This window comes from Pseudomonas sp. AK-TSAG1-1 (genome assembly GCF_056821665.1).
Window position 1 is genome coordinate 346,346 of sequence record NZ_CM165965.1, and the last position, 22,656, is coordinate 369,001.

At 60.6% G+C, this 22,656-nt stretch carries 19 protein-coding genes; 10 read left to right on the top strand and 9 right to left on the bottom strand.

The window, feature by feature from the left end; genetic code table 11:
• Window positions 1–127: 127 nt before the first annotated feature.
• Window positions 128–559 carry an acyl-CoA thioesterase gene (locus AC1UK9_RS01500; protein ID WP_473014166.1) on the top strand — a complete coding sequence of 144 codons (432 nt, stop codon included), beginning with the start codon at window positions 128–130 and terminating at the stop codon, window positions 557–559.
• A gap of 64 nt (window positions 560–623) precedes the next feature.
• Here AC1UK9_RS01500 and AC1UK9_RS01505 read toward each other — a convergent pair whose 3' ends face one another.
• The 3 genes from AC1UK9_RS01505 to fdhD form a co-directional block, all read right to left on the bottom strand.
• Window positions 624–1,103 carry a glycine zipper domain-containing protein gene (locus AC1UK9_RS01505; protein WP_025110971.1) on the bottom strand — a complete coding sequence of 160 codons (480 nt, stop codon included), beginning with the start codon at window positions 1,101–1,103 and terminating at the stop codon, window positions 624–626.
• Between the two features lie 327 nt (window positions 1,104–1,430).
• The gene (locus AC1UK9_RS01510) at window positions 1,431–3,779 is read right to left on the bottom strand and encodes an FdhF/YdeP family oxidoreductase (RefSeq protein WP_025110970.1); all 2,349 of its coding nucleotides are present in this window, start codon (window positions 3,777–3,779) and stop codon (window positions 1,431–1,433) included.
• Window positions 3,776–4,615 (bottom strand): formate dehydrogenase accessory sulfurtransferase FdhD, encoded by an 840-nt coding sequence (gene fdhD / locus AC1UK9_RS01515; RefSeq protein ID WP_025110969.1) that lies wholly within the window; start codon window positions 4,613–4,615, stop codon window positions 3,776–3,778. Before fdhD ends, AC1UK9_RS01510 begins: the two co-directional genes overlap by 4 nt.
• Before the next feature lie 377 nt (window positions 4,616–4,992).
• On the opposite strand from fdhD, the gene lysM reads away from it, so the two are divergent.
• Complete coding sequence (gene lysM, locus AC1UK9_RS01520; RefSeq protein WP_473014167.1) at window positions 4,993–5,433, top strand: peptidoglycan-binding protein LysM; 441 nt, start codon at window positions 4,993–4,995, stop codon at window positions 5,431–5,433.
• A 92-nt stretch (window positions 5,434–5,525) separates the two neighbouring features.
• On the opposite strand, the gene yrfG is transcribed toward lysM, so the two are convergent.
• The gene (yrfG, locus tag AC1UK9_RS01525; RefSeq protein WP_025110967.1) at window positions 5,526–6,188 is read right to left on the bottom strand and encodes a GMP/IMP nucleotidase; all 663 of its coding nucleotides are present in this window, start codon (window positions 6,186–6,188) and stop codon (window positions 5,526–5,528) included.
• An 88-nt stretch (window positions 6,189–6,276) separates the two neighbouring features.
• Between yrfG and nudE the strand changes: the two genes are divergently transcribed.
• The gene (gene nudE / locus AC1UK9_RS01530; protein WP_025110966.1) at window positions 6,277–6,843 is read left to right on the top strand and encodes an ADP compounds hydrolase NudE; all 567 of its coding nucleotides are present in this window, start codon (window positions 6,277–6,279) and stop codon (window positions 6,841–6,843) included.
• Window positions 6,844–6,854: 11 nt separating this feature from the next.
• Window positions 6,855–7,682, top strand: coding sequence for a 3'(2'),5'-bisphosphate nucleotidase CysQ (gene cysQ / locus AC1UK9_RS01535; protein ID WP_482579114.1), 828 nt, complete (start codon window positions 6,855–6,857; stop codon window positions 7,680–7,682).
• 67 nt (window positions 7,683–7,749) lie between these two features.
• On the opposite strand, the gene AC1UK9_RS01540 is transcribed toward cysQ, so the two are convergent.
• The 4 genes from AC1UK9_RS01540 to rfbC are packed head-to-tail and all read right to left on the bottom strand — an operon-like array spanning window position 7,750 to window position 11,980.
• On the bottom strand, window positions 7,750–8,205 hold the full coding sequence (locus AC1UK9_RS01540) for a thioesterase domain-containing protein (RefSeq protein ID WP_482579116.1): 456 nt from the start codon (window positions 8,203–8,205) through the stop codon (window positions 7,750–7,752).
• Window positions 8,202–9,587 (bottom strand): sigma-54-dependent transcriptional regulator, encoded by a 1,386-nt coding sequence (locus AC1UK9_RS01545; protein WP_473014171.1) that lies wholly within the window; start codon window positions 9,585–9,587, stop codon window positions 8,202–8,204. The genes AC1UK9_RS01540 and AC1UK9_RS01545 overlap by 4 nt, the downstream gene beginning before the upstream one ends.
• Window positions 9,584–11,392 (bottom strand): sensor histidine kinase, encoded by a 1,809-nt coding sequence (locus AC1UK9_RS01550; protein ID WP_025110962.1) that lies wholly within the window; start codon window positions 11,390–11,392, stop codon window positions 9,584–9,586. The genes AC1UK9_RS01545 and AC1UK9_RS01550 overlap by 4 nt, the downstream gene beginning before the upstream one ends.
• Before the next feature lie 42 nt (window positions 11,393–11,434).
• Complete coding sequence (rfbC, locus tag AC1UK9_RS01555; RefSeq protein ID WP_025110961.1) at window positions 11,435–11,980, bottom strand: dTDP-4-dehydrorhamnose 3,5-epimerase; 546 nt, start codon at window positions 11,978–11,980, stop codon at window positions 11,435–11,437.
• A 146-nt stretch (window positions 11,981–12,126) separates the two neighbouring features.
• Here rfbC and AC1UK9_RS01560 point away from each other — a divergent pair, with 146 nt between their 5' ends.
• The 3 genes from AC1UK9_RS01560 to AC1UK9_RS01570 all read left to right on the top strand — a co-directional run bounded on the left by AC1UK9_RS01560 (window position 12,127) and on the right by AC1UK9_RS01570 (window position 16,853).
• Window positions 12,127–15,039, top strand: a complete 2,913-nt coding sequence (locus AC1UK9_RS01560) for an aminotransferase (RefSeq protein WP_482579118.1) — start codon at window positions 12,127–12,129, stop codon at window positions 15,037–15,039.
• 249 nt (window positions 15,040–15,288) lie between these two features.
• On the top strand, window positions 15,289–16,395 hold the full coding sequence (gene aguA, locus AC1UK9_RS01565) for an agmatine deiminase (RefSeq protein WP_482579120.1): 1,107 nt from the start codon (window positions 15,289–15,291) through the stop codon (window positions 16,393–16,395).
• 245 nt (window positions 16,396–16,640) lie between these two features.
• Entirely contained in the window at window positions 16,641–16,853 is a 213-nt protein-coding gene (locus tag AC1UK9_RS01570; protein WP_007961849.1) for a hypothetical protein, read from the top strand.
• A gap of 187 nt (window positions 16,854–17,040) precedes the next feature.
• Here the strand turns inward: AC1UK9_RS01570 and AC1UK9_RS01575 are convergent, their stop codons facing one another.
• Entirely contained in the window at window positions 17,041–19,134 is a 2,094-nt protein-coding gene (locus AC1UK9_RS01575) for a TonB-dependent receptor (RefSeq protein ID WP_482579122.1), read from the bottom strand.
• A gap of 256 nt (window positions 19,135–19,390) precedes the next feature.
• Between AC1UK9_RS01575 and AC1UK9_RS01580 the strand changes: the two genes are divergently transcribed.
• From AC1UK9_RS01580 to AC1UK9_RS01590, 3 genes are all read left to right on the top strand, one after another.
• Complete coding sequence (locus AC1UK9_RS01580; protein WP_473014175.1) at window positions 19,391–20,059, top strand: DsbA family protein; 669 nt, start codon at window positions 19,391–19,393, stop codon at window positions 20,057–20,059.
• Window positions 20,060–20,356: 297 nt separating this feature from the next.
• A complete protein-coding gene (locus tag AC1UK9_RS01585; protein WP_025110955.1) occupies window positions 20,357–21,643 on the top strand; it encodes an OprD family porin in 1,287 nt (428 codons plus the stop codon).
• A gap of 230 nt (window positions 21,644–21,873) precedes the next feature.
• On the top strand, window positions 21,874–22,620 hold the full coding sequence (locus tag AC1UK9_RS01590) for a 2OG-Fe dioxygenase family protein (RefSeq protein ID WP_003220699.1): 747 nt from the start codon (window positions 21,874–21,876) through the stop codon (window positions 22,618–22,620).
• Window positions 22,621–22,656 lie beyond the last annotated feature (36 nt).

The following is a 22,656-nucleotide window of genomic DNA, read 5'->3' on the forward strand; positions in this document are numbered from 1 at the left end:
ACGCCTTCGTCGGAACGCCGCCCGGAGCAAGGGAGAGCGCATTCCAATGTGGGAGCGAGCCTGCTCGCGAAGGGAGCGAGGCGGTTTTACATTAGACTGACCCATTAATTTCAGGGATTGCTGATCGATGTCCAACCCGATGCCCCAACGCACCGACTACCCGCACTTCCAGCCCGTCACCACACGCTGGCACGACAACGATGCCTACGGGCATGTGAATAACGTCACCTATTACAGCTTCTTCGACACGGCCGTGAATACCTACCTGATCCAGGTCGGCGGGCTGGATATTCATGACGGTGAGGTGGTGGGGTTCGTGGTCAGTTCGGCTTGTGACTACTTTGCCTCGATTGCTTTTCCGGACCTGATCGAGATCGGTCTGCGGGTCGGCAAGCTGGGCAACAGTTCGGTGCAATACGAATTGGCGGTGTTCAAGGTCGGTGAAAGCGAGGCGTGTGCAGCGGGGCGTTTTGTCCATGTCTTCGTGGATCGGGCGACCAACCAGCCGGTGCCGATTCCAGGCAGGTTGCGTGAAGCGTTGGAGCGTCTGGTGATTTGAACCAGAACAAAAAAAATCGCAGCCCTCGGGCTGCGATTTTTTGTTTTCCGCTTAACCAGACGCGTTAGTCGCGGTAGTAGCGGTGATGCTTGCGGTGGCCGTAGGCGTGGCCGCGACCACGATGTTCGTCGCGGTAGTAGCGACGGTCGTCACGACCGCGATCGTAATGACGACCCTCGTCATTGCTCTGGTTGCCCATGTAGTTACCCAGCGCGCCACCGGCGCCGCCACCTGCTGCGGCGCCGATCAGGCTGCCGGTGGTGCCGCCCATGCTGCGGCCGACCACGTTACCGCCGGCTGCGCCCAACGCACCGCCAATGGCTGCTTCGCCGCGGCTGTGTTTGTTGGCACCCACCGCGCTACCACCCGCGCCGCCCAGGGCGGCGCCAATGGTTGAACCTGTACTGCCGCCTAACGACTGACCGACGACCGAGCCAAGAACCCCGCCCAATGCGCCGCCCACACCTGCTTCGGTGGTGCCTCCGGCAGAAGCGAAGCCACTGACCAGGCCAAGGGACAACAAGAGAATCGAGGAGAACTTCATAGAGGAGCCTCAAAGGGATGACGGCGCGATCCTGAGGCTGTGTAACAAGGCTGACAATCGAAATCCGACGAATAACACGACGTGTATACAATTTTGCAAGTTGCTGTTTTTTCTGCGGAACTTAGGCTTTTTTTGCCGGTCTTTAGCTACTTCGGACAGGCCGCTTTGTGAAAAAGCGGCCTTTTTTGTGGGCGTTTGAAAGGTGCACAGTACAAAGAATTCTGTTGAATGAGCTGCCGCTTTCGCGAGCAAGCCCGCTCCCACATTTGAATTGCATTCTAATGCGGGAGCGGGCTTGCTCGCGAAGGGTTCAGTCCAGAGACCGCATTACGCGGATTTGGCCATGATCAGCCCAGTCTCACTCGCCGCCTCAAGACGGATCGCGATGAACTTCGACGTCGGCGTATGGCTGCCATCCCCTGTGCTTTCGAGCGGCACCAGCGGATTCACTTCCGGGTAATACGCCGCCGCCTGCCCCGCTGGAATATCAAACGCCAGCAAGGTGAAGCCCTTCACCCGACGCTCGCGACCATCGTCCCACAGCGACACGATGTCGGCCTTCTGCCCTGGTCGGAAGCCCAGGCGAATGATGTCGGCCTCGTTGGCGAACAGCACATCGCGCTGGCCTTTTACCCCACGGTAACGGTCGTCAAGGCCATAGATCGTGGTGTTGTACTGGTCGTGGGAGCGCATCGATTGCAGAATCAGGTCCGGCAGTTGCCCGGTGGCGCGGGTGCGCTCGTGCACCAGGTCTTTGGGCAGCATGTTCGCGCGGAAATTGGCCCGGCCCGACGGAGTGTTCCACTTGCGCGCGCCGGCACTGTTGCCGAGGTAGAACCCGCCCGGGTTCTTGACCTTTTCGTTGAAGTCCCTGAAGCCTGGAATGGTGTCGGCGATCAGGTCGCGAATACGCCCGTAATCGGCCACCAGCCAGTTCCAGTCCACCGGTTTGCTGCCCAGCGTGGCGGCGGCAATGCCGGCGATGATCGCCGGTTCCGAGCGCATCTGGTTCGACAGCGGCTGCAACTGGCCGTTGGAGGCGTGAACCATGCTGAAGGAGTCTTCCACGGTAACCGCTTGCGGGCCTTCGGTCTGGATATCGATGTCGGTACGACCCAGGCACGGCAGGATCAAGGCGTCTTTGCCGTGGGCCAGATGGCTGCGGTTGAGCTTGGTGCTGATCTGCACGGTCAGGTCGCAGTTGCTCAGCGCCGCGAAGGTACGCGGGCTGTCTGGCGTGGCCTGGGCGAAGTTGCCACCCAGACCGATGAAGACCTTGGCGCGGCCCTCGGCCATGGCGTGGATCGCTTCGACCACGTTGTGACCGTTGTCACGTGGCACCTTGAACTGGAAGCGGCGTTCGAGGGAATCGAGGAACGCCACCGGCGGACGCTCGTTGATGCCCATGGTGCGGTCGCCCTGCACGTTACTGTGGCCGCGTACCGGGCACAGGCCAGCGCCGGGCTTGCCGATGTTGCCGCGCAGCAGCATCAGGTTGGCGATTTCCTGGATGGTCGGTACCGAATGGCGATGCTGGGTGATGCCCATCGCCCAGCACATGATCACGTTCTTGCCCTTGGCGTACATGCGCGCCGCTTGCTCGATCTCGACCAGGGTCAGGCCGGATTGAGCAACGATCTGCTCCCACGGCGTATCGTCGACCACGCCCAGATACTCCAGCACGTTGGCGCTGTGGGCATTGAGGAAATCGTGATCAAACACCGCCGGGGCGCCAGCCTTCTGCGCATCGCGCTCCCATTGCAGAAGGAATTTGGCCATGCCGCGCAGCAGCGCCATGTCGCCGCCCAGCGCTGGCCGGAAATACGCAGTGTTGGTCGGCTTGTCACCGTTGGTGAGCATTTCGATCGGGTGCTGCGGGTGCTGGAAACGTTCCAGGCCACGTTCCTTCAGCGGGTTGACGCACACCACTTGCGCGCCGCGTTTCACCGCTTCACGCAGTGGTTCAAGCATCCGTGGATGGTTGGTGCCGGGGTTCTGGCCCCAGACGAAAATCGCGTCAGCGTGTTCGAAGTCATCGAAGGTCACGGTGCCCTTGCCGACGCCAACGCTCTGCGCCAACGCCACACCGCTGGCCTCGTGGCACATGTTCGAGCAGTCGGGGAAGTTGTTGGTGCCGTAGGCGCGCACGAACAGTTGGTACAGGTACGCCGCTTCGTTGCTGGCCCGGCCCGAGGTGTAGAACTCGGCCTGATCCGGGCTCGACAGCGCTTGCAGGTGCTTGCCGATCAGAGCAAAGGCGTCGTCCCAGGCGATGGGTTTGTAGCGGTCGGTCTGAGCGTCGTAGACCATCGGCTCGGTCAGACGGCCCTGGTATTCGAGCCAGTAGTCGCTCTGCTCCAGCAGCGAGGTCACGCTGTGTTTGGCGAAGAACTTGCTGTCCACCCGACGCTTGGTCGCTTCCCAGTTCACCGCTTTGGCGCCGTTCTCGCAGAACTTGACCATGCCGCTTTCCGGCGAATCGCCCCACGCGCAGCCCGGGCAGTCGAAGCCGCCGTTCTGGTTGGTCTTGAGCATCATGCGCAGGTTCTTCAGCGCGTTATCGCTGGTCAACCAGGCCTGGGCCACACTGATCAGGGCACCCCAGCCACCGGCGGCACCCTTGTAGGGTTTGTAGCGCGGGACGGGTTTCTGGTCGGCTTGATGATGTTGGCTCACGCTTGATTCTCCATCGCTGGGCTGTAGACCCGCGGCGCATTCTTCTGCGGCAGGTGGATGAGATTGAGGTTGTGGCGACGGGCCCATTGCACGGCAAGGCCCGTGGGTGCGGACAGGCTGACCAGGGTCTGGATGCCGGCGCGCAGGACTTTCTGGATCAATTCGAGGCTGCAACGACTGGTGACAATCGCCACGCCGCCGTCTGTGGATATCTTCTGGCGGATCAGGCCGCCGATCAGCTTGTCGAGTGCGTTGTGCCGGCCGATGTCTTCGCGGCCCAGCAGCAATTCACCGCTGGCGTTCATGAACACCGCCGCGTGTACGGCGCCGCAGTGCTGACCGAGTGGCTGGAACGCGCCGATGCGCTGGCGCAGGCCATCGAGCCATGCCGCAGGCGGCAACGGTGCGCCGGGCAACACCTTGAGGTCGGGCAATGCCTGCTCCACCGCCTCGACGCCGCACAGCCCGCAACCACTGGTGCCGGCCAGTTGCCGACGCTGTTGCTTGAGATTCCAGAACGCGCGATTGGCGATGGTCACTTGCGCGTATTGCGCCGAGCCCGCGCCGGTCAGTTGCAGGTCATAAATGTCAGTGGCGTCTTCGATGATGCCACTGCCGAGACTGAAGCCGACAATGAAGTCTTCCAGATCCGTTGGGGTCACCAGCATCACCGCCTGGCTGATGCCATTGTAGGCAATCGCCAGCGCGACTTCCTCGGCGAGCGCGGTGCTGGCCGATTCCACGAGGGGCAGGTCACTGTAGCTGTAAGTCTGGCTGGCGGCGGGCGCGGGCGTTTCGAGTGCAGGCGCCGCGCAGGCTGGGCGCTTGGCGTTCATGGCATCACCGACGGATTGATCAACGCTAAGACTAGGCGCGGCAACTTGTCGCGTCTAATCGCTACTGTCGATCTATTGATAGATGCCGTCGATCAAGCGGCTGTCGATACCGGCTGCGGCCAACACCGAATAGGGGCGCGACGACGCAGGATGAGGCCCGGTGGCGCGAGGCTCTGGGCGTTCTCGATCGGTTGCAGGCGCCGGGGATGGATGCGTTTTTCCGGACCACCGTGCACAGCTTGTAACAATTGATCCGCGGCAACAGCTGCTGTGGGGCAGGCCCCGCAGGCAGGTGGGTCATTGGTCGGTCAGGAACCGCGTTTGTTTGGCGTGGTCTAGGCTTGGGCGTCTGGAACCCAAATCAAGGAGTGTGCGCTATGAGTATTTTCAGCTTTGTGAAAGAAGCCGGCGAAAAATTGATCGACCTGCTGACCCCGGGCAACGCCAATGCCAGCGAGCAGTTGAAGGAACATATCAGCAAGGTCGGGTTGGGCAATCCGAATGTTCAGGCGACTGTGGACGGCGACAAGGTCACGGTTACCGGTGAAGTCGCGAGTCAGGAGGAGAAGGAAAAGATTCTGCTGGCGGTGGGTAATATTGAAGGCGTGGGCAGCGTTGATGATCAGATCACCGTGTCGGGTCCGGTGGTGGCTGCGGCACGTTTTGTCGTGGTTAAAAAGGGCGACACCCTCAGCGCGATTTCCCTGGCGGTGTATGGCAATGCCAACCAGTACAACAAGATTTTCGAAGCCAACAAACCGATGCTCAAGGATGTGAACAAGATCTATCCTGGGCAGACACTGCGTATTCCTGAGTAAGCCTCGAAACCGCTTCGCGAGCAGGCTCGCTCCCACATCGGACGGCATTTCAATGTGGGATCGAGCCTGCTCGCAAAGGGGCCAACCCGGTCTCAGAGCCCGATAATCAACTCCCGATAATCCTCGACCGCCGCAAACTCGGCAGTGTCCTTCGGCCCTTTGCGGCTGTCCGGCTCTTTGACCGCCAGCAGATGCCCCACACCGAAATGCCGCGCACTGCGCAGGATCGGCAACGTGTCGTCGATGAACAGGCTGCGCGCCGGATCAAAATCGATATCTGCCTGCAAGGCATCCCAGAACTGCGGATTCTCCTTGGGGAAACCGTAATCATGGGAGCTGATCAACCGCTCGAAGTACGGCGCCAGTTCGATCCGCTCCAGTTTCAGCGACAGCGAGTCACGGTGCGCGTTGGTGATCATGATCACCCGTTTGCCTGCCTGTTTGATCGCTTGCAGAAACGTGTCGGCATCAGGACGCAGGGCGATCAGGTGCGCGGTTTCCAGTTTCAGTTCACGCACCGAGAGTTTCAGCTCGGTGCTCCAGAAATCCAGGCAATACCACTGCAACTGACCGGCATGGCGCTCGAACAGTGGCTGCAACTCCATGTCGGCCATGGCCCGACTGACACCGTGCAGCTCGGCGTAGCGTTGGGGCAGGTGTTCCAGCCAGAAATGGTTGTCGAAGTGCAGGTCCAGCAGCGTACCGTCCATGTCCAGCAGGACGGTATCGATGTCAGACCAGGGTAAAGAAGGCATGGCAACGTCTCGAGCGGTAGAAAGATATCCGACACTAACAATCGGGAAAGCCGCGTTATAGTAGCGCGTTCACGCCAAGGAGCTTTGCATGCGCCAGAAACCCACTGTACTCGCCCGCGAGATCGTCGCCACCAGTCGCCTGTTTTGCGTCGAAGAACTGAAGCTGCGTTTTTCCAACGGCGTGGAGCGCACCTACGAGCGGCTGGTCGGCAAAGGCGCGGGTTATGGCGCGGTGATGATCGTGGCGATGCTCGACAGCGATCACGCAGTGCTGGTCGAGGAATACTGCGGCGGCACTGATGAATACGAGCTGTCCCTGCCCAAAGGCTTGATCGAGCCGGGTGAGGATGTGCTGGCAGCGGCCGAGCGCGAGCTCAAGGAAGAGGCCGGTTTTGGCGCCCGCCAACTGGAGCATCTGACCGAGCTGTCGCTGTCGCCCGGTTACATGAGCCAGAAAATCCAGGTGGTGCTGGCCACCGACCTGTATGAAGAACGTCTGGAGGGCGACGAGCCCGAGCCGATGCGGGTCGACAAGGTCAACCTGCGCGATCTTTCGGCGCTGGCGCAAAATCCGCAATTTACTGAAGGTCGTGCCTTGGCGGCACTGTATCTGGCCCGTGATCTGCTGACGCAGCGCGGGTTCTTTCAGGCATGAGAGAGACGTCGATGAATTTTCCCCATCTGTTGATGGCGCCGGTGATTGAGCTGGCATTGCAGGCTGGCGAGGCGATCCTGCCGTTTTGGCGCGCCGGTGTTGAAGTCACCGCGAAGTCCGATGATTCACCGGTGACGGCGGCGGATATCGCCGCGCACCATGTGATCGTGGCCGGACTTACCGCGCTGGATTCCAGCATCCCGATTCTTTCCGAGGAAGACGCCGACATCCCGCAGAGCGTGCGTGCCGGGTGGCAGCGCTGGTGGCTGGTAGATCCGCTGGATGGCACCAAGGAGTTCATCAGCGGCAGTGAAGAATTCACCGTCAACATCGCGCTGATCGAAAACGGTCGGGTGGTGTTTGGTGTGGTGTCGATGCCAACCAATGGCCGGTTCTATGTGGGCGGTGCCGGACTCGGCGCCTGGCGCGGCGACAAGGGCGCAACGCCGGTCGCGATTCAGGTGCGTGATGTGCTTGCGCCGGGTGAAGCGTTCACCGTGGTCGCCAGCCGTCGGCATTCCAGCCCGGAGCAGGAGCGTCTGCTCGCGGGTCTCGGTGCCAGCCTGGGCGAACTGCAATTGGCGAACATTGGCAGCTCGCTGAAGTTCTGCCTGCTGGCTGAAGGTGCCGCCGATTGTTATCCGCGACTGGCGCCGACTTCGCAATGGGACACTGCGGCCGCCCAGGGCGTGCTGGAGGGTGCGGGTGGTGAAGTGGTGGATCTGCGGGGCGAAGCGTTCTGTTATCCGCCGCGTGAGTCGTTGCGCAATGAGTTCTTTCTGGCGTTGCCAGCGAAGGCGGCGTGGCGCGCAAGACTGTTGGAGCTGGCCCGAGGTTAAGCAGGCTGACTCTCGGTTCCCCTCACCCCAACCCTCTCCAAGGGAGAGGGTTGGGGGCTGTTGACCGTCAGCGGTGCAGAACATACTGCCCGCTGAATGTCACCGCATCTTCATCACTCCCGGCATTGACGATCCGCGTATGGAGCGTCAATCGCGCCCGCCCGTAGCGCTGATACATCGCCAGAAACTTCTTCCACACTGCCGCCTCCGGTGCCAGGCAAATGGCCGTGGCGTCGCCGGTCACTGGCAGTGGATAACTGATCTGCCCTTCCTGGATCACAATGTGCCCGTCTGTGATGCCTGCTTCCTTGAGGCGCAAATGCAGCCAGCCCCAACCCGCCAGCACCGCGCCGCAGTAGAGGCTGCCGCCGAACATGGTGCTCTTGTGATTGACGTTCGGCTCCAGCGGCAAGTGCAGGCGCAGCTGTTGCTCACGCCAGTCGAGTACCTTGAGGCCCATCTCGCGGGTCAGCGGAATATCGTGATGCAGCACGGACTCCAGATAGCGAGTGTCGCGGTTCATTCGGCTTCGTCTCCCTGGGCGCCACTGTCGGCAAAGTTCAAGCCGTGCTTGCGCAGCTTGTCGTGCAGGGTCTTGCGCGGTATGCCCAGGGCTTCGGCGAGGCTGCGTACCGAACTGTGGGAGCGCGCCAACTCGGCGGCGATCAATGATTTCTCGAAATTTTCCACTTGCTCGCTCAGGCCACCGCTGATGACTTCAACGCTGGTGCCGCTGCCCTCGGCGCCACTGTTATCCAGCGCCAGTTCCAGACCGAGGGCGAAACGCTCGGCAGCGTTCTGCAGTTCGCGCACGTTGCCCGGCCAGGTGTGGCGCAGTAACAGGGCGCGCTGTGCCGGTTGCAGTTCATGAGGCGGCAAGCCATGCCGGGCGCTGGCTTCATCGGCGTAATGCTGGAACAGCACCAGCGCGTCTTCGCCGCGTTCGCGCAGCGGCGGAATGCGCAGCGGCGCAACGTTCAATCGGTAGTATAAGTCGGCGCGGAAGCGGCCCTGGTCGGCGGCCTGACGCAGGTCTTCCTTGGTCGCGGCGATGACGCGGATGTCCAGCGGGATCAGTTGATTGCCGCCCAGCCGTTCGACGACGCGCTCTTGCAGCATGCGCAGCAGTTTTACCTGCACGTCCATGCTCATGCTTTCGATTTCGTCGAGAAACAGCGTGCCGCCGTTGGCGAATTCGAACTTGCCGATCCGGCGTTTCTGCGCACCGGTGAAGGCGCCTGGCTCATGTCCGAACAGCTCGCTTTCGACCACCGATTCAGCCAGTGCCCCGGCGTTGATCGCCACGAACGGGCCGTTGCGCCGGCTCGACAAATCGTGCAGCGCACGGGCCACGACTTCTTTGCCGGCGCCGGTTTCACCGAGGATCAACACGTCAGCCTTGGTCGCGGCCAACGCCCCGATCTGCTCGCGCAGGCGCAACATCGGCGCCGAATGGCCGACCAGTCGTGCGCTCAATTCGTTGCGATCGCTGAGGGCCAGACGCAGGCTGCGATTGTCCAGCACCAGCCGGCGCAGGGCCAGGGCGCGGCGCACGCTGTCGAGCAGCGCATCGCTGGCGAACGGTTTTTCCAGAAAATCATAGGCGCCGGCACGCATCGCTTGCACCGCCAGCGGCACATCACCGTGACCGGTGATCAGCAGCACTGGCAGCTCGGGATCCTGCGCGTGCAGTTCGCTCAACAGCTCCAGACCGTCCATGCCTGGCATGCGGATGTCGCTGACCACCACACCGGGCCAGTCACGCTCCAGTTGCCCGGCCAGGCCTTTGGCCTCGGACAGCGGGAGGATTTTCAGGCCGGCCAGGTCCAGGGTCTGGCCGAGGGCCTGACGCAGGTGCGGATCGTCGTCGATCAACACCACCTGAATGCGATTGTCGATGGTCATGCACTTCGATCCTCGGACGGTTGCAGGCTGACCCCGGGTGCGCCAGCGCGCAGCCGCAGGGTGATCAAGGCGCCGCCTTGCTTGTGGTTGGCGAACGACAGTTCACCACCGAAGGCGCGCATCAGGGTTTCACAGATGGCCAGCCCCAGCCCGAGGCCCTGGGTGCGGGTCTTGGTGGTGTAGAAGGGCTCGCTCGCGCGGCCAAGGGCTTCCATGCAGAACCCCGGGCCGTTGTCGCGAATGTACAGATTGACGCCTTCGGCGGTGGATTCGGCACTCAGCCAGAGTTTGCGCGGCGGGCCTTTTTCGGTCAGCGCATCGAGGGCGTTGGCCAGCAGGTTGCCGAGCACCTGGCGCAGACGGGTTTCTCCGGCTTCGACCCACAGGGTGGCGGCGGGCAGGTCGCGGATCAGTTCGACCTCCATGCTCCGGCGCCGCTTGGCCAACAACGCCAGCGCATCGTCCAGCGCCGGTTGCAGGGCGACGCTTTCCGGGGCATGGCGGTCGCGGCGGGCGAAAGCGCGCAAGTGGGCGATGATCGAGGCCATGCGCCCGGTCAGTTCACTGATCAGTTTGAGGTTGCCACGGGCGTCGTCGGTGCGTTGATGATCGAGCAGCACTTCGGCGTTTTCGGCGTAGCTGCGAATCGCCGCCAGTGGCTGATTGAGTTCGTGGCTGATGCTCGCCGACATGGTGCCCAGCGCCGACAGTTTGCCGGCCTGGACCAGATCGTCCTGGGCGCGCACCAGTTCCTGCTGGGCCTGCTCGCGCTCCAGCACTTCCTGCTTGAGGCGGCGGTTGAGGCCTTCCAGATCGCTGGTCCGCTCGGCGACCCGGCCTTCCAGTTCGCGACGGGCCTTGGCTTCGAACGCGATACGCTCCAGGTAATGCCGACGGCGCTGCATCATCAATCCGAGCAACAGCATCACGACCAACAGCGTGGCGCCGCCAATCGCCACAACGGTGCGCACCGGACGATCGATCAACGTGCGGGGGGCGAGAATGCTGACGCTCCAGCCGGTTTCGGCGATGTTCACGGTCTGCGTCAGCCAGGCGTTGGGGCTGAGGTTCAGCGGGCGCGGCTCGCGGGTTGGATAGGGCTGGATGGCGGTGATTGCCGAACGCTCGGTGTCGCTCAGGGTGCGGGTCGAACGGAAGCGCCATTCCGGGCGCGAGGTGAGAATGACCACGCCGTTGTGGTCGGTCACCAGCAGTTGTTCCGGGGTTTTGCCCCACAGGCTTTCGGTGTGGTCGAGGTCGACTTTGATCACCAGCACGCCGATGATTTTTTCGCCGTTGCGCACCGCTGCGGCGAAGAAGTAACCGCGCTTGGCCGAGGTGGTACCGAGGCCGAAGAAGCGTCCCAGGCGTCCGGCCATGGCTTCGCTGAAGTACGGACGGAAGGCGAAGTTGCGCCCGACGAAGCTGTCGTGTTTATCCCAGTTCGACGCCGCAAGGGTCTGGCCGCTGGTGTCCATCAGGTACATGACTTCGGCACCGGTCTGCGCGGCGATGTTTTTCAGCAGGCGGTTGGCATTGCCTTGGGTGACGCCGTCGTCCGGTGCGCCGAGTACGGCGCGCAGGGCCGGCAGATCGCCGAGAATCTGCGGCAACACTTCATAGCGATGCAGGGTGCCCAGCAGGTTGGCAACGTAGAGGTCGAGGGTCTGGCGGTTTTGCCCGGCCAGTTCACTGCGGTAATAGCGCTCGGCCAGATGTTCCAGCGGCCACAGCAACGGCGCCAGGCACAGGGCCAGCAGGGCGAGGCTGCGCCAGCGGGGTCTGCGGGGAAGAGTAGGTTTCATGAGCCGGATGCGCCTGAGTGAACAGGCGCATTATGCCTAGGCTCAGGCGAAGACGTCAGCGTCCTTGAGCAGTGCGCCAGCCTGGTCCTTGGCCGACAGCTTCGGCGCTTCGTCCAGTTGCCAGTCAATGCCCAAAGCGGGATCGTCCCAGCGAATGCTGCGCTCGGACGATGGATCGTAGTAGTTGGTGGTCTTGTAGAGGAATTCGGCGAACTCGCTCAGCACCACGAAACCATGGGCGAAACCTTCCGGGACCCACAGTTGACGGTGGTTTTCGGCGGAGAGGCGCACGGCAACCCATTTGCCGAAGTGCGGCGAGCTGCGGCGGATATCCACGGCCACATCCAGCACTTCACCTGCGGTTACCCGGACCAGTTTGCCCTGGGTGTTCTGCAGTTGGTAATGCAGGCCGCGCAACACGCCTTTTTGCGAGCGCGAATGGTTGTCCTGGACGAATTGAGTGTCCAGACCGGTTGCATCCTGGAATGCCTTGGCGTTGAAGCTCTCGTAGAAGAAGCCGCGCTCGTCACCAAATACCTTGGGTTCGATGATCAGAACACCGGGCAGATCGGTGGTGATTACATTCATGAGATTTTTCCAGATAGGTATGAATGGCCGACATTCTTGCGCAAAGCGCTGGCGGATGCGAGTGCTTGAATAACCGTGATCGGGGGTTGCGCATCCTCTGCAGCAATGGCGATATAGACGCCTAATAAAATTTCAGGGGTCGTTTCATGCCGCTCGCCACGTTGATTCATCGCGCCAGCTTGCCCAGTCCACAGGTCTGCGAGGCGTTGGCCCGGCAGTGGTTGGCGGAGCATTACGGACTCAGTGGCACGTTGCAGGCGCTGGGCAGTCAGCAGGATCTCAATTATCGGGTCGACAGTGAGCGTGGGCGCTTTGTCCTGAAAATCTGCCGCGGCGATTACGCGCTGGTGGAACTGCAGGCCCAGCATGCGGGTCTCAAATACCTCGCCGAACACTCGTCGGTGCACGTACCCAAGGTGATCCCGGCCCATAACGGCGACGACCTGCTGTCGCTGCAGGCCAACGGTGAGCCGGTACACGTGCGGTTGCTGGACTACATCGAAGGCCAGCCGCTGACCCATCTTGAGTATCTGGGTCACGAGGTGGTGGCCGGTTTCGGTCAACTGTGTGGCGAGATGGATCTGGCGCTGGCCGGCTTCGACCATCCGGGTCTTGAGCGCACCCTGCAGTGGGATGCACGTCACGCCAGTGCGCTGATCAACCATCTGCTGCCGGTGATTCAGGACGAGCGCCAGCGCGCATTGATCGCTGACGCCGCCGAACAGGCCGAGCGCCGCTTGCAGCCATTGCTGGACAAGCTGCCGGTGCAGGCGATTCACATGGACATCACTGACGATAACGCCGTCTGGCAACGGGATGCGCGACGCCACTGGCAGTTGCAGGGGGTGATCGATTTCGGTGATCTGGTGCGCACCTGGCGCATCACCGATCTGTCGGTGACGTGCGCGGCGCTGCTGCACCATGCCGGCGGTGATCCGTTCGTGATTCTGCCGGCGGTGCAGGCCTATCACGCGGTCAATCCGCTGCAACATGAAGAGTTGCAGGCACTGTGGCCGTTGATCGTGGCGCGGGCGGCGGTGCTGGTACTCAGTGGCGAGCAGCAAGTCAGCATCGATCCGGGCAACACCTACAGTCGCGACAACCTCGGCCACGAGTGGGAGATCTTCCACGTGGCCACTTCGGTGCCACTGGCGTTGATGGAAGCGGCGATCCTCACGTCAGTCGGCCAGCGTCTGCCGGCCATCGGCAGTGAAGGTTTTGCGCCGCTGTTGCCAGAGCTGGTCGGACGTGAGTTCGCGTTGATCGACCTGGGTGTGCTCAGTCCGCATTTCGAGGCGGGCAACTGGGAGCAGGACGGCATCGATCAGCGGCTGCTGACGGAAGCCGCCGCCGCGCATGGCCTGGCGGCGAGTCGTTACGGGCAATACCGCTTGTCGCAGACGCGAGCGGACAGTGCGGTCGAACCGGACACCTTCCCGTTGCACGTTGAATTGCGTGTGCCGCAAGGCTCGGCGGTGGAAGCGCCGTTTGCCGGTGTTCTGCATCACGCGGCGGACGGTGTGCTGCAACTCGATGGGCCACAGTTCAGCGTGCGCCTGTGGGGCGTGAACGCCTCGCTGCACAGCGGCGCGGCGCTGGTCAAAGGTCAGGTGCTGGGTTTGGTCGGTGGGCCGTTGAAGGTGCAGTTGAGCCGTGTAGCCGCGCTGGATGCGCCTTTGTTCTGCAGTCCGGCGCGCGCGGCTGCGTGGCAGGCGTTGTGCCCCTCGCCAGCGGCGCTGCTGGGCCTGGCCTGCGATGCCGAGCCGGAGCTGGACGCCAAAACCTTGCTGGAACGGCGTGACGCCAGCTTCGCCCGCACGCAAAAACACTACTACGTTGATCCGCCGCGTATCGAACGCGGCTGGCGCAATCACCTGATCGACATGCAGGGCCGCTCCTACCTCGACATGCTCAACAACGTCGCAGTACTCGGTCACGGTCATCCGCGCATGGCACAGGTGGCGGCACGGCAGTGGTCGCTGCTCAACACCAACTCGCGGTTCAACTATGCAGCGGTGGCGGAGTTCTCCGAGCGCTTGCTGAAACTGGCGCCGGAAGGCATGGACCGAGTATTTCTGGTCAACAGTGGCAGCGAGGCCAACGACTTGGCGATCCGTCTGGCGTGGGCCTATAGCGGCGGGCGCGACATGCTCAGCGTGCTGGAGGCTTACCACGGCTGGACGGTCGGCGCCGATGCGGTGTCGACGTCGGTTGCCGACAACCCGCGAGCGCTGGAAAGTCGTCCTGACTGGGTGCATCCGGTGACCGCGCCGAATATCTATCGCGGTGAATTTCGCGGTCTTGATTCTGCGCCGGATTATGTGCGCAGCGTCGAAACACGGCTGGCACATATTGCGGCGCAAGAGCGCCAATTGGCCGGGTTCATCTGCGAACCGGTGTACGGCAATGCCGGTGGTATTTCTCTGCCGCCGACGTATCTGAAACAGGTCTATGCGTTGGTGCGTGCACAAGGCGGGGTGTGCATTGCCGATGAAGTGCAGGTCGGTTACGGGCGTATGGGCCACTTTTTCTGGGGCTTCGAAGAGCAGGGTGTGGTGCCGGATATCATCACGATGGCCAAGGGCATGGGCAACGGCCAGCCGCTCGGCGCGGTGATCACGCGCCGGGAAATCGCCGAGGCGCTGGAGGCCGAAGGCTACTTCTTCTCGTCCGCCGGTGGCAGTCCGGTGAGCTGCCAGATCGGCATGGCGGTCCTGGATGTGATGGAAGAAGAGAAGCTCTGGGAAAACGCGCAAGTGGTCGGCGGTCACTTCAAGGCGCGTCTGCAAGCGTTGATCGATAAACATCCGCTGGTGGGCGCGGTGCATGGTTCCGGCTTCTATCTGGGCGTGGAGTTGATCCGCAATCGCGAGACCCTGGAGCCGGCCACTGCAGAGACCAGCCTGTTGTGTGATCGCTTGCGCGAACTGGGGATTTTCATGCAGCCGACCGGGGACGACCTGAACATTCTCAAGATCAAACCGCCGATGGTCACGTCGCGCCGCAGCGTGGACTTCTTTGTCGACATGCTGGATCGGGTGCTCGAAGAGGGCCTGTAAACGCTGCTTTTTGTGGGCGCGGGCTTGCTCGCGAATGCGATTTTCATTCAAAAGTGATATCGACTGCTGTGCCGCCTTCGCGAGCAAGCCCGCTCCCACAGGAATTAAGTGTTAATTCGATTTGTATCGGGATTAATATGAGTTTTTTAGTCTTTCTGCGTATTCAAGCATTTAAAATACGATATTTATCGGTTATAAAGTCGGCATTGCTTTGAAAACCCTCGACGGTGCCCTGGAGTTCAGATCCCGATGACCACTTTGAAAAGTACCCCGCGTGACGATGGCTTCTACATGCCGGCCGAGTGGGCGCCGCAGACCCAGACCTGGATGATCTGGCCCGAGCGCCCGGACAACTGGCGCCTGGGCGGCAAGCCGGCGCAAGCTGCGCATGTCGCAGTGGCCAAGGCTATCGCGCGTTTCGAACCGGTGACCGTTGCCGTGTCGGCCGGCCAGTACGAAAACGCCCGTGCGCGCCTCGATGTGCCGAATATCCGCGTGGTCGAGATGTCCAGCGATGACGCCTGGGTGCGTGATACCGGGCCGACGTTTGTCATCAACAACAGCGGCGAAGTGCGCGGGGTGAACTGGGATTTCAATTCCTGGGGGGGCTTTGAAGGCGGCCTGTACTCGCCGTGGAACCGTGACTCGCAGGTCGGCGGCAAGATTCTCGAAATCGAACGCAGCCCGCGTTATCGCACTGAAGGTTTCGTGCTCGAAGGCGGCTCGATTCACGTTGACGGCGAAGGCACGCTGATTACCACCGAAGAGTGCTTGCTCAACCACAATCGCAACCCGCACCTGGGCCGCGAAGAGATTGAAGCGGTGCTTCGCGACAATCTGTCGGTGGATAAAATCATCTGGCTGCTGGATGGCTTGTTCAACGACGAAACCGACGGTCATGTGGATAACTTCTGCTGCTACGTGCGCCCGGGCGAAGTGCTGCTGGCGTGGACCGACGATCCGCAGGATCCGAACTACCCACGCTGCCAGGCTGCGATGAAAGTGCTGCAAGGCAGCACCGACGCCAAGGGTCGCCCGTTCACGGTGCACAAGATGCCGATTCCGGGGCCGCTGTACGCCACTGAAGAAGAGTGTGCCGGTGTCGATCCGGTCGACGGTACGCAGGAGCGCAATCCTTCCGTGCGCCTGGCCGGTTCCTACGTGAACTTCCTGATCGTCAACGGCGGCATCATCGCGCCAAGCTTCGACGATCCTATGGATGCCCCGGCACGGGGCATCCTGCAGAAGCTGTTCCCGCAGCACGAAGTGGTGATGGTGCCGGGTCGTGAACTGTTACTGGGCGGCGGCAATATCCACTGCCTTACCCAACAGCAACCAGCGCCGCACAAAGAATGAGTTGAGACGTAACAGCTTGAGTTGACTCATAAATCGGCGATGCGACGATTAGCTCGCTATCCATGTAAAGAAGCCCGCGGCCCTGTTGGACCGCGGGCTTTTTTGTATCCGCTTGTCGACAAATCGGAAACCTTGGCATAGCTCTTGTATCGGACAAAGGGCACTAGGGAGAGGGAGGAACTTCAACAGTTCTGTCATAAACCTTGGATAACTTAGCCGCTCACGAACGGGGAGAGAGCGCTGAAATGAACGCCGAAGTGAACGTAGTCAGCGAGCGGACGTTGCATCCCATGGCCGTAAACGGCGAATCGCTCCAGATTGTCGCGCACTTTTTGAAATCCAACGGAACGCGTCAGATCAGGGAACCTGATCCGCGCCGGATGATGATCGAGCGCTACCCCGCTGGCCTGTTCAGCGAGGCCGAACTGGAAGCATTATGGGCTGTGATGGAAGGATAAGAAGAACAACAGGGATTGGTAAAAGCGCTGCCGGGATGGCGGCGCTTTTTTTTGCACAGAACAAAACCACTGCGAACATTGCACCTGTGGGAGGGGGCTTGCTCCCGAATGCGATAAGTCAGTGACGATGATGTTGCCTGACTCGACGCCTTCGGGAGCAAGCCCCCGCCCACAGGTTTTGTGCTGATCAGAAACTGTAGGTGCCAGTCATCACTACGCTGCGCGGTGCACCTGGCTGAATCTGATTCTTGCTGGTCGCCGAGGCGTAGTACTCACGGTCGGTGATGTTGTTCAGCGCTGCGCGCAGATCCCAATCCTTGAAGCGGTAGCCTGCCAGCGCGTCCCAGCGGCCGTAGCCCGGCAGCACCGTGGTGTTGTCGTTGTCGGCATAACGCTGGCCGACCAGGGTCAGGCCGGTTTCGCCGTACCAGCCCATCTCCGGTTTCCAGGTCAGGAACAGACTGCCGTTGTGCTTGGCCACGTTGTTGACGCGCTTGCCTTCGAGACCGTTGTTGTCCTTCTCGATGGTCGTGTCCTGTACGCCGACGCCACCGCGCACGTACCAGTTGCCGCCGAGCTTGCCGGTTGCGGTCAGTTCGATGCCGCGCGAACGTTGCAGACCGGTCATGACCGTCAGGGTCGGATCATTCGGATCGCTGGTGCGGCGGTTGTAGAGTTCCAGGTCATAGACCGCCAGCGTGGTGCTCAGGCGATCATCGAGCCAGTCGCTTTTCACGCCGATTTCTTTCTGTTTGGTCAGCTCGGGGCTCAAGTCGTTGGTATTGCCGGCAGCGCCTGGCGTGATGCCGATCAAACCGCCGCCCGCGGGCGAGAAGGTCTTGGACCATGAAGCATAAAACGAATGATTCTGCAGTGGCGTCCAGACAACCCCCAAGCGCGGGCTGGTGCTGTGGCTGTCGCGATCTTCGGCAATGTTCTTGAGCTTGTTGGTCGACTCGATATCGAACGTGTCGTAGCGCAGGCCGGCCAGCAACTGCCATTGATCATTCAGGCGTAATTGGTCCTGCACGTAGACCGCGCGGCTTTCGACTTCGGTGTGGCTGTCACTGAATACCTGCATGCTGCCGGTGTGGCGCAGCTCGCGGTTGGGGTTGAACAGGTCAAGTGACGGCACTGGCTGCGCGCCCGGGGTCTTGCCGGTTGCAGCGTTGTACAGCTTGGGATCGCGGCGCTGGCTACCGATCTCGATGCCGGTCAACAGGCGATGCTCCAGACCAAACGTGTCGAAACCGCCTTCCAGCTCGATGTTGTTGTAGACGTTGCGGGTGGTCAGATCCTGCTGCCAGTGCTGACGGACAACCTTGTTGGTTTTGGGATCGAAGTTGGTCAGGTAGGTGTTGTCGAAATCGCTGTCGAGCTTGAACACGCCGAGGGTCTGGCGCAGTTGCCAGTTATCGTTGATCTCGTAGGTGAGTTTCGAGCGCAGGGACTGCGCCTTGTCGTCGATGAAATCGTGATCGTTGCCGTACGTGGTGTCGCGTCCGACGTCGGCCGGGCGGCCGTTCACCCCCGGAATGCCGCGATCCGGTGTGCGGTTGTAGCGGCTGTATTCATATTGCACCAGCCAGTTCAGGTCCGGGGTCAGTTGCCAGCTCATCGACGGCGCGAACAACTGGCGGTTGCCACTGACGCCGTCGCGGAAGCTGTTTTCATCCATATTGCCCATGTTCAGGCGCAGGCTGAGGTTTTCGCTGGGGTCGGTGCTGAGGTCGGCGTAAAGGCTACGCAAGTCTTCGCTGCCGCCTTGGGCTTCGATGGTCGAGCGCCGGCCGAACTCGGGCATTTTGCTCACGCGGTTGACGATCCCGCCCTGACTGCCACGGCCATAGAGCACCGCCGCCGGGCCTTTGAGCACTTCGACCCGCTCGATATTGTGCAGGTCGCGCTTGTATTGGCTGTCGTCGCGAATGCCGTCCAGATAGAAGTCGTTGCTGGCATCGAAGCCACGAATGCGCAGGCTGTCGAAGCGGGTGTCGGCGCTGCTGCTGACGTTGGGAATGCCGCTCAAGGCGTCGCCGATGTCATTGGTGCCGTAGTTGGCGACGTTCGAGGTCTTGATCGAGTCGATCGCTTGCGGCACATAACGCACCGGTGTCGAGGTGCGGGTGGCAGTGTTGCTGATCTTGACGCGTGGATCTTCGGCTTGTTCTTCAGCGCTGATCGCGGTGGCGGGTAACTCGGTGGCGGAATAAGCAAAACCGCTGGACAGAAAGGCAGACAATCCAAGGGTGACAGGCGTGAGGCGGAACGGGGCAGGCATTGAAGAGCGCATCCGAAAGGGTAGGGGAATTCAAACGCGCGAATGGTAATGCTTTGCATTTGCTTCCGTAATTTATTCCTGAGAAGTTCCCCTGACAGATTGTTTCAATTTATGTCGATCTGGATACAACCTGACCGTTCGGTCCATTCGACCGATTCGCGAAACAGTCTGAAAGCCATTCCGGCGTTTTTCGCCCATGCGTGAAGGAATAGTCTGCCGGCATCGACTTTTCCCACTTTTCTGCCGGAGTTCTCCCATGATCCTTCACTACATCTATGACCCATTGTGTGGCTGGTGCTACGGCGCCAAACCGTTGGTGCAAGCGGCGCAACAGGTGCTGCCGGTCGTGGCTCATGCGGGCGGGATGATGAGCGGCGCGAACCGCCAGCAGGTCTCACCGCAACTGCGCAATTACGTCATGCCTCACGATCGGCGCATTGCCGAGTACACCGGGCAGCCCTTTGGCGAGGCGTATTTCGAAGGGCTGCTGCGTGATCACTCGGCGGTTTTCGACTCGACGCCACCCATCGCGGCGGTGATGGCTGCAGAGGCTATAGACGGCCGTGGCCTGCAGATGCTCGGGCGTTTGCAGACCGCGCATTACGTCGAAGGGCAACGGATTGCCGATGAGGCAGTGCTGTTCGAAATCGCGGCTCAGATGGATTACGCGCAAGAAGCTTTCGTGGCAGCGTTTAAAAGCGTTGATACCCAGGCGCATGTAAAAGCCAGTCGCGCATTGCTGGCCCAACTCGGTGGGCAGGGCTTTCCGACGTTGGCGCTGGAACAGGACGGGCAATTCACGTTGATCGACATCAGCCCTTGGCTGGGTAAACCGCAGGCCTTCGCTGACTGGTTGGGGCAAGCGATTGTGGCTGATGAAGTGGCTCAATCCCCCGCGCAATGTGGTCTCGACGGCTGCGCATAATCGCGCTGGATTCACTGGTTAAGCGCATTTCCGAGCAATGGGCTATCGCAAAATTTACGATTCTTAGACGATTTTTACCTATTTAAAGACGATTCTTGAAATTGACACATTATTGAGGGCGCGGCTACGATTCGGCCCAACGCCTGTGGCCAACCGCCATGACTCAAGAATAATAAGCAGGCCCGCCATGACCTTGTCGTGGGCGGGTCTTTTTGTTTCGGGGTGAAAAAAGAGTGCATTAGCGCCGTTTCAGCCGTTTCGACACAGCGCGTTTCAACCCGTAATAAGGAAAACAAAATGTTGAACAAGCGTATCAGTCTGATCGCACTGGGGATGTTGAGTGCCACACAGGCCATGGCTGACGGCCAGGCCGAATCGAAGGGTTTTGTAGAAGACAGCAGCCTCAAAGTGCTGCTGCGCAATGCCTACATCAATCGTGATTACAAAGACGGCAACAAAGACAAATCCGAGTGGGGCCAAGCCGCCATCGGTACGTTCTCGTCCGGCTTCACCCAAGGCACCGTTGGTGTGGGTGTGGATGCTTTCGGCCTGTATGCCCTGAACCTGGAGCGCAGCGAAGATCGCAGCGGCGCCGGCGGTATCGATTTCTTCAAGCGTGGCGACAGTGGCAAGCCAGCCAACGACCTGTCCAAGGGCGGCGCAGCGGTCAAATTCCGTCTGTCCAACACCGTGCTGACCTACGGTGATCAGATGCCGGCCCTGCCGGTGCTGAACTACGACAACTCGCGTCTGCTGCCGGAAAGCTACACCGGTACCTTGATCACTTCCAAAGAGATCAAAGGCCTTGAGCTGAACGCCGGTCGTTTCACCGCCGAATCGCGCAAGAGCGCTGAAGGCCGTGACAGCGGTGGTCTGAAGTCGATCAACGTGTTGGGCGGTAGCTACCAGTTCACCGAACAGTTCAAGGCTGCGCTGTACGCCTCCGACGTTGAGGATGTGCTGAAGAAGCAATATGTGAACGCCAACTACGTGTTCCCGATCGACAAGGATCAGTCGCTGACCCTGGACTTCAACGGCTATCGCACCAAGCTGGACGACTCCTACGTTCGCCAGAGCGGCGCTACCGGTGACGACAACAAGATCTGGAGCCTGGCAGCGACTTTCGCCACCGGCCCGCACTCGTTCACCGTGGCGCATCAGCGTTCCACCGGCGACAGCAACCTGGGCTACGCCTACGGTGGCTATCAGAAAGAGCAAGGTCGTGTCGGTGACGGTGGCAACACCATCTACTTGGCCAACTCCTACTGGTCGGACTTCAACGCTGAAGACGAGCGCAGCTGGCAGTTGGGCTACGGCCTGGACTTCGGCGCGTTTGGCGTACCGGGTCTGAGCTACAACTTCGCTTACGTGCGTGGCGACAACATCACCACCTCCACCAGCGAAGGCGGCACCGAGCGCGAAATTTTCAACCAGGTCAAATACGTCGTGCAAAGTGGCCCGGCCAAAGACCTGAGCGTGAAACTGCGTAGCTCGATCCTGCGCGTTTCGCAGAAATCCAGCGAGTACAACGTCAGCGGCAACGAACTGCGTGTGTTCGTGGACTACCCGATCAACATCTTCTGATGATCGTTCAGGTATAGATGCATGAGAAAACCCCGACGTGTTCGGGGTTTTTTTTCGAGGCCTTTTCGGTAAAAACCGTAAAAAACCCGTGTTTTTGTCATGTAAAAGTTGTTTTAAGAGCACTTCAAACGCCGTTTCAAGCAGGGCTTTAAATGCCTGAAATTCTTTCTCATGGACGCAAATTCTCCACCTAATAGATTAGGCCGCTCAACGCAGCGGAGAATTTGGTAATGATCGTTTTGAACAGAGAAGTGGGCGAATCGCTACGGCGCGACAAATATGTCAACGTCCAGGGTGGTGACTTCAATCTCTACGGTCATTTTGCCGACTTCGTCAGACTGACCAAAAGTTGGGAAAACATGGAGCCAGACAGTTACTACGGTCAGGCCGAAGCCGGCATGCGTTACCGTCGTTACAGCGACTTTGAGTACAACCCGAAAACCCGTGAACTCAAGCAACTCGAGCATCGCGCGTACGTGCAGTCGAAAGAGAACAACGCCTACGTGGGCGGTGTTGTGCGGCACTTCCAGGACTTCTCCGATGAAGTGATCACTTCACCGGTGATGCGCAGCCTGATCGACACCGATTTCGAAGTGTACAAAAGCGTGTTGCCGGAAGAACTGCACGATGAAATCTGGCAGTGCCAGATCCATCAGATCCGCATCGAGATCAAACCCGGCAAGCAACTGGAAATCACTCCTGAAGGGATTCACTGCGACGGCTATCCGTTCAGCGGTGTGCACTTCTGGGGGCGCAACAATGTCGAGGGGGCGGAAAGCCGTTTGTACGATGTGCACGAGCATCAACTGGCGTCGACCACCTACAAGGAAATCCTCGATACCACGTACTTCCTTGACCGCGACATGCGCCACTACGTGACCCCGGCGCGCAACACCCACACGCATGCCATGGCGTACCGGCAGATTCTGGCGATTTCCTTCTCGCGGCCCGGGACCGCTTTCGACATTGTTCGCTAATCAGATCACCCCAATCGATGGCGTCGAATGCTCGAC